At 68.7% G+C, this 15,875-nt stretch carries 12 protein-coding genes and 1 pseudogene; 7 read left to right on the top strand and 6 right to left on the bottom strand.

Translation table 11 applies throughout. The annotated features are described in order from the left end of the window. The coding region (locus FHG89_RS18100) for a hypothetical protein (RefSeq protein ID WP_139585568.1) at positions 1-908 on the top strand (908 nt) is incomplete at its 5' end. Between the two features lie 50 nt (positions 909-958). Here FHG89_RS18100 and FHG89_RS18095 read toward each other — a convergent pair. The 3 genes from FHG89_RS18095 to FHG89_RS18085 all read right to left on the bottom strand — a co-directional run bounded on the left by FHG89_RS18095 (position 959) and on the right by FHG89_RS18085 (position 3,150). Further along, a complete protein-coding gene (locus FHG89_RS18095; RefSeq protein ID WP_139585567.1) occupies positions 959-1,861 on the bottom strand; it encodes a sulfurtransferase in 903 nt (300 codons plus the stop codon). Between the two features lie 72 nt (positions 1,862-1,933). Further along, positions 1,934-2,380 carry an imidazolonepropionase-like domain-containing protein gene (locus FHG89_RS18090; protein ID WP_139585566.1) on the bottom strand — a complete coding sequence of 149 codons (447 nt, stop codon included), beginning with the start codon at positions 2,378-2,380 and terminating at the stop codon, positions 1,934-1,936. Positions 2,381-2,382: 2 nt separating this feature from the next. After that, the gene (locus FHG89_RS18085; RefSeq protein WP_139585570.1) at positions 2,383-3,150 is read right to left on the bottom strand and encodes an SGNH/GDSL hydrolase family protein; all 768 of its coding nucleotides are present in this window, start codon (positions 3,148-3,150) and stop codon (positions 2,383-2,385) included. Positions 3,151-3,514: 364 nt separating this feature from the next. On the opposite strand from FHG89_RS18085, the gene FHG89_RS18080 reads away from it, so the two are divergent. Further along, positions 3,515-4,561, top strand: coding sequence for a transporter substrate-binding domain-containing protein (locus FHG89_RS18080; protein WP_244295588.1), 1,047 nt, complete (start codon positions 3,515-3,517; stop codon positions 4,559-4,561). Continuing rightward, on the top strand, positions 4,525-5,547 hold the full coding sequence (locus FHG89_RS18075) for a hypothetical protein (protein ID WP_139585564.1): 1,023 nt from the start codon (positions 4,525-4,527) through the stop codon (positions 5,545-5,547). The genes FHG89_RS18080 and FHG89_RS18075 overlap by 37 nt, the downstream gene beginning before the upstream one ends. A gap of 75 nt (positions 5,548-5,622) precedes the next feature. Here FHG89_RS18075 and FHG89_RS18070 read toward each other — a convergent pair whose 3' ends face one another. From FHG89_RS18070 to FHG89_RS18060, 3 genes and pseudogenes are all read right to left on the bottom strand, one after another. Beyond that, on the bottom strand, positions 5,623-6,471 hold the full coding sequence (locus tag FHG89_RS18070) for a hypothetical protein (protein ID WP_139585563.1): 849 nt from the start codon (positions 6,469-6,471) through the stop codon (positions 5,623-5,625). 245 nt (positions 6,472-6,716) lie between these two features. After that, on the bottom strand, positions 6,717-7,784 hold the full coding sequence (locus FHG89_RS18065) for a WD40 repeat domain-containing protein (RefSeq protein WP_139585562.1): 1,068 nt from the start codon (positions 7,782-7,784) through the stop codon (positions 6,717-6,719). 110 nt (positions 7,785-7,894) lie between these two features. Further along, a pseudogene (locus FHG89_RS18060) lies at positions 7,895-7,990 on the bottom strand (SigE family RNA polymerase sigma factor); the annotation flags it as partial. Between the two features lie 98 nt (positions 7,991-8,088). Here FHG89_RS18060 and FHG89_RS18055 point away from each other — a divergent pair. From FHG89_RS18055 to FHG89_RS18040, 4 genes are all read left to right on the top strand, one after another. Further along, complete coding sequence (locus tag FHG89_RS18055) at positions 8,089-8,817, top strand: NUDIX hydrolase (RefSeq protein ID WP_139585561.1); 729 nt, start codon at positions 8,089-8,091, stop codon at positions 8,815-8,817. Next, positions 8,814-9,968, top strand: coding sequence for a 5'-methylthioadenosine/S-adenosylhomocysteine nucleosidase family protein (locus FHG89_RS18050; RefSeq protein ID WP_139585560.1), 1,155 nt, complete (start codon positions 8,814-8,816; stop codon positions 9,966-9,968). Before FHG89_RS18055 ends, FHG89_RS18050 begins: the two co-directional genes overlap by 4 nt. After that, positions 9,968-11,959 carry a hypothetical protein gene (locus tag FHG89_RS18045; protein ID WP_139585559.1) on the top strand — a complete coding sequence of 664 codons (1,992 nt, stop codon included), beginning with the start codon at positions 9,968-9,970 and terminating at the stop codon, positions 11,957-11,959. The genes FHG89_RS18050 and FHG89_RS18045 overlap by 1 nt, the downstream gene beginning before the upstream one ends. A 356-nt stretch (positions 11,960-12,315) precedes the next feature. Continuing rightward, on the top strand, positions 12,316-15,837 hold the full coding sequence (locus tag FHG89_RS18040) for a PIN domain-containing protein (RefSeq protein ID WP_139585558.1): 3,522 nt from the start codon (positions 12,316-12,318) through the stop codon (positions 15,835-15,837). Positions 15,838-15,875: the final 38 nt, after the last annotated feature.

Raw genomic sequence — 15,875 nt, 5'->3', positions numbered from 1 at the left:
CACCCGACCCGTTGGCCCGGCTCGCCGACCCGCCGACAGTCCCGCTGTCCGAGCGGCCGGTCCGGCAGGCGCTGGCGCTGTTCCAGCCCCTGGACGAGGAGGGACGCGCCGACGGGCCGGTCCGGGTCCTCGGCGACGACGGTGTGGTGCGCAGTCTCGACGTGGTGACGCTGGCCCCCACCCGGGACGAGGACGGCAACGAGGCCGCCGCCCTGAAACCGGGGGTGCTGTCGCCGGACGGCCGATGGGCCGCCTTCGCGCAGACCAACGAGCTGGTCATGGTCGACCTCACCAGAGCCGGTGTACGCCGGATCCCGCTCGACGGCTACCTGGAGCTGGTGGTCTGGGCGAGCGACCGGGTGCTGGTCGGCGGCGACGACCGGACGTACGCGGTGGAGCGGGACGCCGACACTGCGAGCACCGTCGACGTGTCCGCCTGGGACGTGGTCGCACCCGACCCGTCGGCTGGCCGCGAGGCGGCGCTGATCGAGATGATCGGCGAGCCGGGTGGCCTGACGCTGCGCAGCCGGACCGCCCGCGACGCCAAGGTCCGCTCCGAACAGCGGATCACCGATGACGCGCTGCCCGCGCCGTACCAGGTGAACGAGTTCTACGGGCGGGGCTGGCTGCACGGCGGCCGGATCGCCAGCGGGGCGTGGATCGTCAGCAGCGAGATCGACGGCGCGGAGGGGGCAGCCGTGCTGGACGCCCGCACAGGTGCCGTGACCCACCTGCTCGACCTGGGCCGGGACCGCGCCAAGGGCTGCTGCCCGGTGCTGGGCTGGGACAACAAGGGCGCCGTGCTGCTCCGCCTGGAACCGGCCGGACTGGCCCGCTGGAACCCGGAGACCGGCGAGATCACCGGCATCGTCCGCGACCTGCGCGGCGTGGTCGCCCTCGCGGGCTGACCACCGGTCCCCGCGCGGCCGTCGCGGTCGCGCGGGGACTGTGGGATCAGTCAGTTGGCGAGGCCGCCGGGCTGGTCGCCCCTGACCACTGGCGCCCGGACCAGGTTGCCCCACTCGGTCCACGAACCGTCGTAGTTCCGCACCTGCGGGTAGCCCAGCAGGTACCGCAGTACGAACCAGGTGTGGCTGGACCGCTCACCGATCCGGCAGTACGCGATCACGTCGTCGTCCGGGCTCAACCCGAGCTGGTCGGCGTAGATCGCCTTCAGCTCGTCGGCGGACTTGAACGTGCCGTCCTCGTTGGCGGCGGACTTCCACGGCTTGCTCACCGCACCCGGGATGTGCCCGCCGCGCACCGCGCCCTCCTGCGGGTAGTCCGGCATGTGCAGCATCTCGCCGGTGTACTCGCCCGGCGACCGGACGTCGACAAGCGGCCGACCGGCGGCGACGTGGGCCATGACCTGCTCGCGGTACGCCCGCAGCGGCGCGTCGTCACGCAGCGGCACCGGATAGTCGGCGCGGGGGCGGGCCGGCTTGTCGCGGGTCAACTCGCGGCCCTCGGCGATCCACTTCTGCCGGCCGCCGTCGAGCAGCCGCACGTCGGCGTGGCCGAAGAGCGAGAACACCCAGAGGGCGTACGCGGCCCACCAGTTGAAGTTGTCGCCGTAGAAGACGACTGTGTCGCCCCGGCCGATGCCCTTCGCGGCACACAGCTCGGCGAAGCTCTTCGCGTCCAGGTAGTCCCGGGTCACCTGGTCGTTCAGCTCCAGGTGCCAGTCGACCTTGACGGCACCCGGGATGTGACCGGATTCGTAGAGCAGCACGTCCTCGTCGGACTCGACCACCACGAGGCCCTCGTCGCCGAGGTGCTCGGCCAGCCACTCGGTGGTGACCAGCCGCTGCGGGTCCGCGTACGACTGGAGGCGGGGATCAGGATCGTTGGGCACAGACATGATCCCCAAACTACGCCGCAACTCCGCCCGTCGACCGACCATCGGGTGCGACGCGGCCCACGTGATGTCGGGTCAGGCCCGGCGGTGGGCGATCCGGCCGGCGACCACTGTCACCAGGCAGGCGTCGTCGGCGCCGTGCACCGCGAGGTCGGCCCGCCCGCCCGGACGCAGGGTCACCGCCACGGGTGCGGGCAGCACCAGCAGGTCGCTCCGGTCGACGGCGGCCCGCAGCGCCGGATCGGCGAGGTGTTCCGCCAGCACCGCCGTCACTCCGTGCCGCAGCAGCGCGTGCACCCGCTCGCGTGGGGTGGGTGCCGCCGGCAGCGGACCTTCGTGCAGCCGCCCCGGCCCCAGCGTGCCCGGCCAACGGCGGAGCCGCACACCCTCGTACGCCTCGCTCAGTTCCGCCAACGGGCCGACGGCCTGGACGCGGTCGCCGTCGACCAGTACGGCGTGCTCCGGCACCGGCTCGCCGTCGGGGGCGCGCCGCAGCAGTGGCGCGGTGTGCAGGGTGCGCACCGTCAGTCGACGATCGGCCCGAGCAACGGACGCTTGGCGGTCACCGTGTCGCCGGACGACCGGCCGGTGATCCGCCGCTTGATCCACGGGGCGAGGTGCTGCCCGGCCCAGCGCAGGTCGGCGGCGCGGGCGGCCAGCCACGGCGACGGCGCCGGATGCGGCGGGACCATCAGCCACTCCTCGTCGCAGCCCACCCCGAGCGCGTTCAGCACCTGCGCGGCGACCCGTCGGTGCCCGGCCGCGGAGAGGTGCAGTCGGTCCGTGCTCCAGAGCATCGGATTGAGGAAGGTGTCGTCGGCGTACAGGTCGACCATGATCGCGCCGTGCCGCTCGGCGGTCTCGCCGACCGCCTGGTTGAGCAACCGCACGCGGGGGGCGACGAGGCGCTGACCGGGCAGCCGGGCCATCACGTCGGCAAAACGGAAGAGCAGCACGTCCGCGCCGCCCGAACGCAACTGCCGGACCACCTCGTCGAAGCGGGCGACAAGCGTGTCCGGGTCGAAGGTGCGGCGCAGCACGTCGTTGCCGCCGGCCGCGAAACTGATCAGATCCGGCTTCATCGCCACGGCGGAGGGCACCTGCTCGGCCACCACGCTGGGGAAGAGCCTGCCCCGGATGGCGAGGTTCGCGTACCGGAAGTCGGGGCCCGCCTCGGCGGCGAGCCGGGTCGCGACCAGATCAGCCCAGCCCCGGTACGAGCCGTCCGGGTAGGCGTCGTCCATGCCCTCGGTGAAGCTGTCCCCGACCGCGACAAAACTGCGCCAGCCCACCCGCGCCCCCTCACGACACCCGTTGCCTGCGGCGACCAGTCTGTCACCGGGGCCGCGACGCGCGGTGCCTCCGATCCGATGAGTGGCGGAGGTCATCCGCCAGCACCTTCCCCCGGTCGAGCCGCGGACGCGCCCGGACGGCCGACCGATCGGCACCATGCAGAGAGGCACCAGACCGTGTTGATCATGCGCTCCGCTGGAGTACGCGCGGCGGGTCGCCGCGGGTCGCTCGCAGACCCCACAATGGAGGGCCGGTCACCGGGGCCAGGCGAGCGGGGAGGCCGAGTTGAGTCAGGCAAGCGAGCCGAGCCCCGCCGGGCCGGCCACACCCACGCGCACCACACGCACCCGTCAGATCCGAGTGGTGGGACTTGTCGTCGCGTTGGCCGTCCTGGCGGCGGCCCTGGTCCCGATCGTGCTCGCCGTGGGTCCCCCGACCCGCGACGAGCTGCTGGAGCAGGCCGGCATGAAGGGAAAGCAGCAACTCGTCATCGGGGTGAAGGACGACCAGCCCGGCATCTCCCAGCGGTTCTCCAACAACGTCTGGAAGGGCTTCGACGTCGACATCGCCTACATGATCGCCAGCTTCCTCGGCTTCGACCGCTCCCAGGTGCGCTTCCTGCCCATCGAGAGCGAGGACCGGGCCCGGCGACAGGCCAGCGACGGAGACGGGTTCGTCACCGTCGACCTCGTCATCGCCTCGTACAGCATCAACAAGAAGCGTGAGGAGGAGGGCGCGGTCTTCTCCTCGGCCTATCTGCACACCGAGCAGTCGGTGGTGACCCTGCAGAGCTTCAAGGGGCCGGTGAGCAGCCTCCAGGATCTCGCCGGGCGGTCGGTCTGCTCGCTCACCACCTCGACCTCGATCGAGCGCCTGACCGAGGCCGGTGCGACGCCGAGGGGCCGCAACCGGATCAGTGAATGCATCCAGGAGCTGTACGACGGCGAGGTGGAGGCCGTGACGACCGACGCGGCGATCCTCGCCGGCTTCGTCACCGCCGACCGGCCGGGCGACGACGGTCAGCGCTTCCCGGTCACCCTCAGGAACACCAAGCCGCTGCGGCACTGGGACATCGGCTCGTCCCCCCAGGAGAGGTGGGGCGTCAACACCGGCCCCAACCGGGCGCTCCGCGACCTGGTCGACCTCGCGCTGTACACGTCGGCCAACGACGAGGAGGACTCGACCTGGGAGAACGCGTACAACGCCAACCTCCGCTGGCAGCAGCAGTACAACCCCGGGCAGCCGGTCGCGGAGCAGGAGCAACCCGAGGCGAGGAAGGTGGAGGTGCGGCAGTGGCCGTGGGAGAGGATCGCGCTACCAGCGCCGGCGCACCCCGGATCGCCACCGACCTCGGTGACGGCAAACCGCGCCGCATGGCGGGGGCGCGGCAGGCGCAGCAGTGGCTGCTGACCCTCCTGCCCGCGTTCCCCGTCCTACTCCTGGTGCTGCGGCTGTGGCAGCTCAGCCGACAGGACATGTCGACGATGCTGCTGCTGGTGCAGTACGTCAGCCCGCTCGGCCTGCTGAGCGCCCTGCTGATCGCCCTGGTGTGGGCGTTCCCCGTCGTGGTGCTCGCGTTCGGCGTGCTCGGTCGGCTGCTCCGGCTCAGCGCCCCTGACCGCTTCGACCCGGAACGGTCGCTGCTTGCCTCGGGGACCGCGCGTACCCCCGGCTGGGTGCTCACCGCGGCGGTCGCGTTGGGGGCGCTCACGTGGCAGCTCCGCTTCCTGCCGTCGCTGCTGATGCTCGGCCTGTGGCTGCTCGCGCTGCGTACCCGCTACCTGCATCCGCATCAACCGACCCGGACCCTGGTGGTCACCGTCGCGCTGCCGGTGGCGGCGGCGGTGCTCGCGTACGGCATCCTGACTCCGGCGATCTGGACGGCCCTTCAGGAGGGTGAGCTTTCGACGGCCGCGCTGCTGGCCGTGCCACCCGCCGCCACCCTGCTCCTCACCGGCCCGGTCCCCGGCCGGATCGCCCCGGCGCTGACCCACGGTCTGGCGTTCACGGTCGCCGCCGTGCTCCCGGTGGTGATGGGAGCGGTCTTCCTCCGGGTGCCGTTGCTGCCCACCGCCGCGATCGAGGTCGCCCCGAAGAAGGCTGCCGCCGGGGCCCCGCCGACCGACGCGGCCGGCCCGGAGGTGGTCCTCGGCGCACTCATCACGGTCACCGACACCTCGACGATCGTGCTGGACCAGGCCGCCGGTGTGCGGTTCCTGCCGAACGGCCAGGTCGAGTCGCAGGTCCTCTGCCCGCAGGCGGCGCAGGTGCCGTACAGCCTCGTGTCGGTACGCGGCTGGCCGGTCGAGGAGACCGCCCTGGACTGGATGATGCCCCGGCGGCCGATCGTCGAGCCGGACGCGCGCTGCGAGGGCCGCCTCCCCGGCGCGGGCTGACCGTGCGCGGAGGACCGGCCACCCCCGTGAGCGGCCGGTCCTCTCGTCGTAGCCGGTGGCGGGGCCACCGGTGGCTCAGCCCAGCAGGCCGCCCCACGGCTGGCCGGCGGGCACCGCGGCGTCGGCCAACACCCGGCCGTTGGCGGCGTACCGGACCAGCCGGTAGTCCGGCGCGGAACCGGCCGGCGTGTCGGCGTTGACCTGCACCACCAGGCCGCCGTCGCCCAGGATCACCGCGTCGACGGCCTCGCCGTGCCCGGTCGGCCTGGTCCAGGCCCGGTCGAGCGGCACCAGCTCGGTGGCGGCTCCGCTGGCGACGTCGACCCGGTAGTTGCGGAACCGCGAGCCACAGCCGCATCCACCGGGGGTGGGCGTGTAGGTGCTGATGACCAGGGTGCGGCCGCTGCCGGAGATCGCCGCCACCCCGCCGATGGCCAACCCGGTCGGAACGCGCGGGCTGATCGAGCGCTTGGCGCCACCCTCGTTGCGGATGCTCACCGTCCGGTCGGTGAGCTGGGCGATCCAGCCATTGGACACCGCCGGGCATTTCGCCTGGTGGCTGGCGAGCACCTTCCGGCCGGTGCCGTCGGCGTTGACGGCGACGATCGTCCAGTCCTTGTCCCGGCCCAGGCCGTAGAGCACCCGGCCGGAGTCGAGCCACTCCGGCTTGCAGGTCCGCTGGCCCTGGGTCGGGATGGTGTGCCGCTTCGTGCCGTCGAAGGCGCTGATCACCAGTCGAGCGGCGGACGCCTCCACCCAGGCGGCCCGCCGGCCGTCCGGCGAGACGGTGATCGGGCTGAGGTCCTTGTCGGCACCGGGGCGACCCTCGCGCACCACCTGCCAGCTTCCGGCAGGGGTACGCCGCCAGATGCGGGCCGGGTCGTTCTGCGCCTGGCCGTGTTCCTCGGCGGTGTACCAGGTCAACTGCGGCCACTGGGCGGAGGCGGTGGCCGGACGGGCCGACGTTCATCGTTTCCATCCTTTGTGGAGGGTGATCGAGCTTTACACCACCCAAGACGAGCCCCCGGCTGTGGCGAGTTGCCGTCGCCGCGCGCTGCTATCCGACAGTCGAATCCGTTCGCGGCGGCAACCTTCTTCGGGGAGGTCCTGCGGACAGCGCAAAGGGCGGGCCACCCGAGGGTGACCCGCCCTTTTGCCCGTACCAGTCGTCAGTCGGTGACGGCCAGGACCTGCATGTCCTTCAGGCTCGCCGGCTCGGCGGTCTCGGACACCTTTTCGCCGTCCTCGTCCACCAACAGCACCGCGTACCCACTGCCGTCCTGCACCCGTACGACCATCGAACCGTCGGCCTGGAAATACACCTGCCGCAGCTTCCGGCCGCCCAGCGGCAACGAAACCTGCTCGCCCGTTCGGGTGTCCAGCAACGCGTTCACACTGAGGTCACGAACGCCATCGCCGCGGTCCCCACGCTCCTTCTGCCGCGACAGGGCGATCAGTGACCCGTCCGGGGAGAGACTGACAAGGTCGACAGCGCTCCAACCATCCGGGAAGAAGCCAGGGACATCTCGCTTCTTCGTACCGTCCTTGCCGTAGAGCGTGACCCCGGATACGCCGTCATAGCGCGTCATGGCGATGGTCTGGCCGTCCGCCGACCAAAGGGCGTCGCAAGCCTCAGTTTTCGTGGTCCACCAGCGCACAGTCTTTCCCGGCGAACGCGTATCCAACAGCCCGAACCGGCCCGGGCCGCCCGGCTCCTGCAACTCGCGGAACAGCAACTGCCGCCCGTCCGGCGACCAGGCCGCGCCCACGCAATAGGGATCGACATTCGTACGCACCATTTGCTTGTCCGAGCCGTCGGCGTCGGCGACGAAGAGTTCGTTGTCGGCGTCCACCCAAGCCGCCCGGTGGCCGTCCGAGGAGATGCCCATGTTGCCCCTCACCGCGATGTCGGGCAGCGTCAGCAACCGGACGGGGCTACCGCCGGGGCGCCAGGACCGCAGGTCCCACGTCGTCCCCTGCCGGGCCAATTCGACCGGGCCGTAGAAGAGCTTTCCGAACTGCACGGCTGGCGTGTTCGTGCTGGATTCGCTGCTGGGCGGGGCGCCCGGCGTGTCACCGGCGGTGGCGGACGGCGTCGGGGTGGGTGACGGCGTCGGCGTCGCCGTGACCGACGGGGTGTCGGCGGGCAACGGATTCGGGGACTGGTTCGGTCGGATGGCGAACGCGGTGCCGGTCGCCGCCGCGATCAGCACCAGCGCGGCGGCGGAGGTGGCCACCGTCCGCTGGATGCCGAGCCGGCGGGACGTGCGCAGCGTACGGTCCCGTAGGTCGACCGAGGTGACCTCGTCGGCCAGGGCGGCCAGGTCGAGCCGGAGGCGCTGGTCGTTCATCGGGTGCTTCCTTCCAGGACGTACAGCTCGGCGAGCTCGGGTGCCACGGCGCGCAACCTGGCCAGTGACTTGGCTGTCTGGCTCTTCACGGTAGTCAAGCGTTGATAGAAGCCAACCCATATGCACTGGCGCTGAAATCCGACACTCAGCGGTCTTCCTGTCAGAGTGACAGTAAGTCTATGGTCGGGCCATGTCTGGCGATCACTGGGTGCCACCACCGGTTCTACTGACGGTTGACCTCGTCATCCTCACCTTGCGGGAGTCCTGCCTTCATGCGCTGCTGATCGAGCGTGGGATCGAGCCCCATCAGGGCGCCTTGGCTCTGCCTGGCGGTTTCCTCGGCCACGAGAAGGAAGACCTGATGATGGCTGCCCATCGGGAGCTTGCCGAGGAGGCTGGCTTGGGGCCGGATCAGTTGCACCTCGAACAACTTGGCGTCTACGGTGCGCCGGATCGTGACCCCCGCGGGCGGGTGGTCTCCGTGGCTTACCTGGCCATTGCCCCTCGTCTACCCGAGCCGGTCGCCGGCACCGACGCATCCCAGGCGTGTTGGACCCCTGTGGAGCAAGCGTTGTCCGTTGACTCGCAACTCGCCTTCGACCATGAGCAGATCCTGACAGATGGGGTCGACCGTGCGCGGGAGAAGTTGGAGCGCTCGGCGCTCGCCACCGCCTTTTGTGGTCCGACCTTCACGATCTCCGAGCTTCAGGACGTCTACGAGGCGGTGTGGGGCGTGCCGCTCGATGCGCGGAACTTCTACCGGAAAGTGCAGAGCGTGGACGGCTTCATCGTCCCCGCCGGGCCGAGTCGCAAGACCGATGGCGGGCGTCCCGCTCGGCTATTCCGTCCCGGGCCCCGCACGACTCTTCACCCTCCGATGATGCGACCCCTCAGCGAGGCAGACAGGGAGACAGCGTGAGCACGAACAGCGGTTTTGTCGTGATCCTCACGGCGCTGGACCTTGAATACGCAGCGGTCCGGGACCAACTGACCGACCTACGTGTAAGGCGGCACCCCGCCGGCACCCGCTTCGAGGTCGGCCGGATCAGTCAGAGCGACTGCCGGGTCGCCTTAGGGCTGGTCGGTAAGGGCAATCATCCGGCCGCGGTGCTCGCCGAGCGGGCGATGGCCGAGTTCTCCCCGGCCGCTGTGCTGTTCGTGGGAGTCGCCGGTGGCCTTTGGCCCAACATCCGACTCGGTGATGTCGTCGTCGCCAGTAAAATTTACGCCTACCACGGCGGTACCAGCGAGGACGACGGTTTGAAGGCCCGGCCGAAGGCGTGGGAGATCCCCCACGAGGCCGACCAGATCGCCCACCACGTCGACAGGTCCGCCGCGTGGCGCCAGGGTCTTCCCGCAGGCGCAGCGCCCAAAGTCCACTTCGGGCCGATTGCGGCAGGGGAAGTGGTGCAGGACTCGGGAATCTCCGAACAGGCCCGCTGGATCCGCCAGCACTACAACGACGCGGTAGCGATCGAGATGGAAGCGGCCGGTGTGGCCCAGGCGGGCCATCTCAACCGTGCCCTGCCCGTGGTGGTCGTGCGCGGCATCAGCGACCACGCCGACGGCAGCAAATCGACCAGCGACGGGCAGAACTGGCAACCGAAGGCTGCACGTCACGCCGCCGCGTTCGCCGCCGCACTGGCGCGAGAACTGATCATCGACGGGCCGGCCAGCCGAGGCGGCGCGGACCGGGACGGGAGCCCCACGATGCCAATGGCCAACCGCAACATCGCCACCGGGAACGCCCACGTCGGGGTGCAGGCCGGGCAGATCTACGGCAACGTCACCGTCGGTGCTGGCGCCAATCAGCCGATCGATCTGACAGCGAGCATCGCAGACCTGCGAACCCACCTCAAGCAGGCCCACCTCGACGGACAGTTGGACGAAGAGACCTACGCCGCAGCCGAGTCGGAACTGGAGGCGGCGACGGCATGCGTCTCGGCGGGCACAGCCGAGAAGAAGAGTGGCCTGATGGTGGCGCTCAAGCGGTTGCGGGGCCTGGTCGCCGACGTGTCTGAGCTGGCGGCGCGGCTGGCGGCGATCATCGCCGTGGTGCGGGGCATGTGATGACGACCCCGACCGCGACCAACGTTGCCCAAGGAGATGCGCACGTCGACGTACAGGCAGGCGTAGTCCACGGTGACATCAACTTCTACCGGCTGCCGCCAAACCCGAGTCCGGAGGAGCAGTTCGCCTTCGCGCTGAAGTATCTCGACGCGCGAGTTCGTGATCAGGCGTGCGAGCTCATCGAGAAGGCGGTCGCCGGCGGGTATGTGACCACGGAGGTCCAGTTCTACCGGCTGATCGCCCTGTTGAGCGGACGTACCCTGCGCCAACTCGCCTCCGAAGAGCTGGATCGCCTCACCGCCATCTGCGCCAGCCTGCCCCATCTCGACGACCATGACGAGTGGACCGCGGGGCTGAAGGCAATCATCCACCTCCTGGCCCCGGTCAGCGCCGCTGAGACAGACCTCGTGGTTAAGGAAATCGATGCGCTGAACCGGCGTCAACGCGACGCGATCTACGGCCACCTCGAGGCGCTGCTCGAAGGCGCGATGCAAGAAGAGATGTGGCGAAAGTCCGTCGCCCTGGCGGACTCGCAGCGCACGGCGGAGGACCGATTCAACCGCGTCTGGAAGTTCTTTCATCCCACACCCGCGCAGCCTCGGACCCTACCGGTGCAACCCGCTGCTGTTGCGCTGCGCGACTGGCTACGCGCCGGCGCCGGCGCGGCCGTGTTCACTCTCGCGGTGGTGCAGATGATCGTGCTGGTGGCGGCCCGCGGCACGCTCGACCCGTTCCTCGGTCTACTCGCCGCCCTGGTCGGACTGGCCGCGTTTTGCGTCGGTGGGGCGGACCGGTACTACCGCGGAACACGGCTGCGCGCGAAGGAAGCCCAGATCCGTCCGCCCCAGCAGCGGCGACGAGAGGCGCCACCGGGAGGCTTCGCCCGCAAGGTGGACCGGCTCTTCGACCGCTACTTCCGCCGGTACGTGCCCGAAGGAACCGACCGGGCCTACTGGCTCGACCAGACGGCGGGGATCCGGCGGCACCTCCGCGACGAGGTGGTCGAGCTCTACCGGGAACAGCGCATCGACGCCGAACGGGTCGCCTGGCTCGTCCGACACCTGGTGGGAGATGTCCGAGGGCAATGGGAACGAGACACGCTGACGTCGTACCGTCAGCAGCTGCGTAACCCCGCCAGGACCACGGCCCTCCACGTCGGGGGACTGGCCCTCCTTGCCGCGGGGAGCCTCTGGGCCGTTCCTGCCGTCGTGACCAGCGCCCCCTTGTCCGGCACGTGCTGGTTCGTGCTCGCGGTGGCGTCCGCGGTGCCGGCGGTGCGATCGTCGTTCCGGATCGTCGCCGAGCATCGCAGGGTCGCCGACGACCAAGCGGAACGCAACGACAAGGACACGGCCCGCTGGGCGGCATACCACCGGTGGTGCCACAAGCTGTCCGACCAGCCGTCGGACACCGAGATGGCCACCTGGTTGGAAGGCGACCGCAAGGTCCTGGTCGACCAGGCCATGCAGCAGTACCGACTCCGCCCCAGCCAGGTAATCGCCCACGCCTTCATCGAGGCGCCGGCACCCTCCTGCAAGAAGGCCCGCTACCCGCAGGGACCGTGGCGGTACTCCCGGTATCGCCTGCTGCTGTTTCTTCTCACCGACGACGGTGTCCGGCAGGTCAACATCGATCTCGACTTCGAAACCTCCGCAAGCCGCACCACCCAACGGCTCAACTACCGTTTCGACGCCGTCGCCGCCGTACGGATCGACGGCATCGCCACCCGACAGCAGGCCTTCGAGCTGACTCTGTTCAACGGAGAACCCATTTCAATCCAAGTGAGCGATCCTGACAACGGGACGCTCCAGCACGACGAGAACCCAACCAAGATCGCTGAGCTGTCGCTAGACGCTGCCGGGCTCAGTCACACCCTGCACGTCCTCGAAGGCATCGCCGCCGAAGGCAAGGAATGGGTCAAACACCGACGCGACCGCGCAGACGAAAGGCTTGCCAACCTCGCGAGCGCCATACGCGGGCTGCTCGATTAGGCCAGGGCGGTATCGACACCGTTGCCGAGATTAGGTAGGAGTAGACCTATTCGGATGGTGTACCTTCCCGGTAATCAAGAGCTGATAAAAGCCGACTCTTCGGGAACCGCGAGCATGGCAAGAGGGCGATAGCACTTTGTCTGGGCTTGGCCCCGGGTTCGCCCGCGCCTGTCGTGCACAGAGACTTGTCGGTGGCCCCGACTAGGGTGATCGCGCGCCCCATGGGCGAAGGTGTACGACTGGGCCCAACATCGGGAGAATCCATGGAACCCGTCGTTTCAGGAGCCATGCTGAAGGCCGCTGGCGGCTTGGCGTCCGGGCCCCTTGCGCGACAGGCCAGCCGAGCAACCGTCCGCTTGCGTGTCGCATGGAGTGTTGCCAGGCAGGCCCGCAAGCGCGGCGTCAGGTTGAAATGGTCGGAACTGCGTAGTTGGCTAGCGCGGCCGGAAGCACAAGATCAGCTCCGGACGGGCAGCGCGAAGAGCCTGTCCACCGCTGTCGAAAGCCTGGCATTGCTGCTTCCAGGGGACGAGCAACAACGCAGCCGCGACGCCGAGGTGGTCTTGATGTTGGTCCTGGCCGCATTCCTGCGTGCCCAGGACCCTGCGGCCGCGACCGCAGTCGCCCATGACTGGGAGGTCGAGCACCTTCGAGCGGAAGGGTCCGCGACGCGCGAGGCGGTAGCGACCACCGCGCGGTCTATCCTGGACCGCCTCTCTGAGTCTGAAATGTTCATGGAGCAGGTGAGGAAGCTACACCCGTGGCGCCGCGACCGTGCGTTGGAGTTGCGCGGCTCGTGGCCGCTCACCGAGCAGGTGGTGCAGGCCGTTACATCGGCCAGTGACCGGGGTGCTCTGCTCAGGCAGTGGGCGGAGGTGCCACCAAGCTGGTACGCCGATGCTCCCGCTGACGTGGTCTGCTGGCTGGGCGAGCTGGCCGTTGATTACGGACGGCCGACAGCAGCGGCTCGCTACCTTGCCGCCGGATTGGATAGAGGTGCGTTCCCCGCCGGTTACTGGCAGGCACGTCGCGCGATGTGCCTGTCCGAGGTTGACCCGCCGGAAGCGGAACGCATTCTGGAGGCCGCAACGGCACAGCACCCCCTGGCAAGTTGTCTGCTCGCCACGCATCGGGAGGAATGGCAGGAAGCCATCAGGGCGATATCGGCCTGGAACGTCGAGTCACCAGGTGATCGGGCCCTGAAACTACAACTGTTGACACGGTTGACGGTCCGGGTCGGGGACCTAAATGGTGGTGTGACGCTGGCGCTGGAGGCCGCCGAAATCGAGGGTGCCAGTGGAAGTGCTCTCCTGGCGGCGGAGTTGCTGCTATCGCGGGGGCGTTACGGGCAGACGGTCCATCGCCTGGCTGATGCATTGCAGGCAGGGGACTTGGCCATCCGGGCACGCAATGCCCGTCGCACATGGCAAGGCGATAGCGTCGCAGCGATACTGGTCGCTGTGAAGGCGGCGGCGTTGGGGGGCAACCACGTCGAAGCATGGAAACTAACTCAACCACTGCCTGATGGCGACGCAAGCGATGCCGAGGCAGCCGATCCACGGCTGCGACGCGAGGCCGCGCAACTCGCCGCATGGACCGGAAGATTCGATCAGGCTCGCGCAGCATCTGAGGGCCTTGACGACCCATTTACTGAAGCTGAAATTCTCGCCCTCGAACTTGCCGCCCAGAATAATACGTCCGAGGCGATCACAGCCTGGGAGACTGCGCTGAGCAGGGCCAATGACGATGCGGAAATCCTCATCGCGGCCAGAAGCTTGGCTGAGCTTGGTGCGTCAGTACCCGATCTCGGTGGCCTCGAAAGGACTCATCCGGACCTAGTTCACGAGATAAGGGTCATTCAGCAGGCCATGAGCGCAGACGGGGGGAGCATGGAGGCGCTCCGGACCGGGGCCGGGAAAAGCCCCACCTTGACCATTGCCCTAGCCGAACGACACCGAGATCGAGACGAACCGCGGCTAGCCGCCGAAGTCCTAAAAGCCGGTGCCGAGCGCTGGACGGAGCCCCGAATGATGCTGATGGCTGCCCGCGAGTTCAGAGATGCGGGTGACCTGGAGGCGGCACGCCGGACTGCGGAGTCCGCTCTGACTATGGGCGGTCCGGGATGGGCGGGACAGTTCAGTGCCCGAGCCCTTCTGTTCGAAATCCATGACGAGTCCGGTGACTGGGAGCAGGCCACCCAACAAGCGCGTGCCCTGGTGACGCTCGATCCCTACGACTCAAATGCCCGCTGGGCCCTGGTGCACTCACTAGTCCGCCGAAACGACCTCCCAGCGGCCTGGAGCGCCCTCACGCCCAACGGCGACCCAGTGCCGCCCCGTGACCGCCACGACGCGATGACCTCGATCAGTCTCGCGGCTAGGTACGACGCCAGTCCCCAGTTCGTGCCGCGCGCCTTGTCGACGATGGGCCGATGGCCTGATGACGAGCAATTGGTCGGCGTCTTCATCGCCCAGCTCTACGCCGGCTTGCGACGACAGGAACTCACGCCGTCGACGGAGGACCTAGCTGCGCTACACGCAGCGACCGCCGGCTACACACAGCGTTTCCCCGACAGTACCGTGTTCAAAGCGGTTCAAATCCCTAAAGATCGCCCACTAACCGCCCTTATCCCGGATCTTCGCGCTCGGCATGAAGCCCTAGAGGACATTTTCGCGAAGGTCCACAACGCGGAATTGCCCGTGGGTCTGCTGGCGGAAGCGACCGGCGCCAGCTATGCCGAGGTATCCCTGCAACGCGGGGCGGGCTTTGTCCGCTCCCACAGCCCCGTCCACGAGGCGCCATGCCGAGCGGCCGTGGCGGTCGCGCTAGATCACCCCGTGGTTCTCGACACCACCGCAGCACACACATTGGCCCTGCTGGATGCCGGTACTCGCTCCCGTCTCCTAGCCGTGTTCGGGCAGGTTCTAGCGGCCGACCCGGCCTACCGTGATGCCTTACACGGGCACGAATCTTTGGGCTTACGGTCCACGACGTCGATAACTTGGGATCCCGCTGCTGGCCAGCCCAGAGTCGTCACGATCGAGGAGTCCGAAGCGGATGGCCTAGCCGATCAGGCCGAACAGGTGTGCAATATCCTGCGCGACGCCGTGCGGCGACCGTGGCCGCAGCTGAAAACCCTCAAGGAGATGCCGGGTCAATCTGATTGGCTGGCATCGCTCGACATGGCGGCTACCGATGGCGTCCCGTTCTGGTGCGACGACACGGTGCTTCGCACCGTCGCTGCAGACCTCGGAGTACTCACCTTCGGCACAGTCGACTTGCTGCGACACCTCGCCAACCAGGGACGCTTGCAACGCGACCTACTGCCAGTGATCGAAGCAACCCTCATCTACAACTACTACGCCGACCTCGGCTTCAGCCGTGCTGCGTTCGACCTCGCTGCCACGATGGACGCGTGGAGGCCGCGGGGTGCCGCATTCGCCATCAGCCGCGCCGCCGCATGGGCCGACCCCAACGACGTCCTCGAATTCACCTTCGCCGCAGTGCAGCAACGCGCCGACATAGCGCTCGACGACGTCGAGGGCTGGATCTCGGCCGCAGCCGTTGGCTTGGTCCGCTGCGCACCAAACGAGGCCGCGGCAAGCATGAACCTGCGAATCTTGCTGGGGCTCTGCCTAACTAAATCCTGGATGCGTCCGGACCGATTGCCGGTTGTGCTCCGCGGGATCAGAGCCGCCATGAAAGAACGTTCCGATACTACCGATCCGGTGGAACCCGTGCTGGCTGATACCTATCGCGGCCTTGTCGCCCAGCATGGTCACGCCCTTGCCACACCGCTGCTTATGAGTCTAGTCCAGTTCGCTTCACAGGCGGACCGGTTCACCGCAGCGCGAGTTGCTCTGACCCACCAGAGTTAAACTCCAAGTTGTGGCTGTTGATGGATGGGCGCTCCAGC

The organism is Micromonospora orduensis, assembly GCF_006228125.1.
In the GTDB taxonomy this organism is placed as follows: Bacteria; Actinomycetota; Actinomycetes; order Mycobacteriales; family Micromonosporaceae; genus Micromonospora; species Micromonospora orduensis.
Note: the sequence above shows the minus strand (reverse complement) of the source record. Positions and strands in the feature narration are given on the sequence as shown.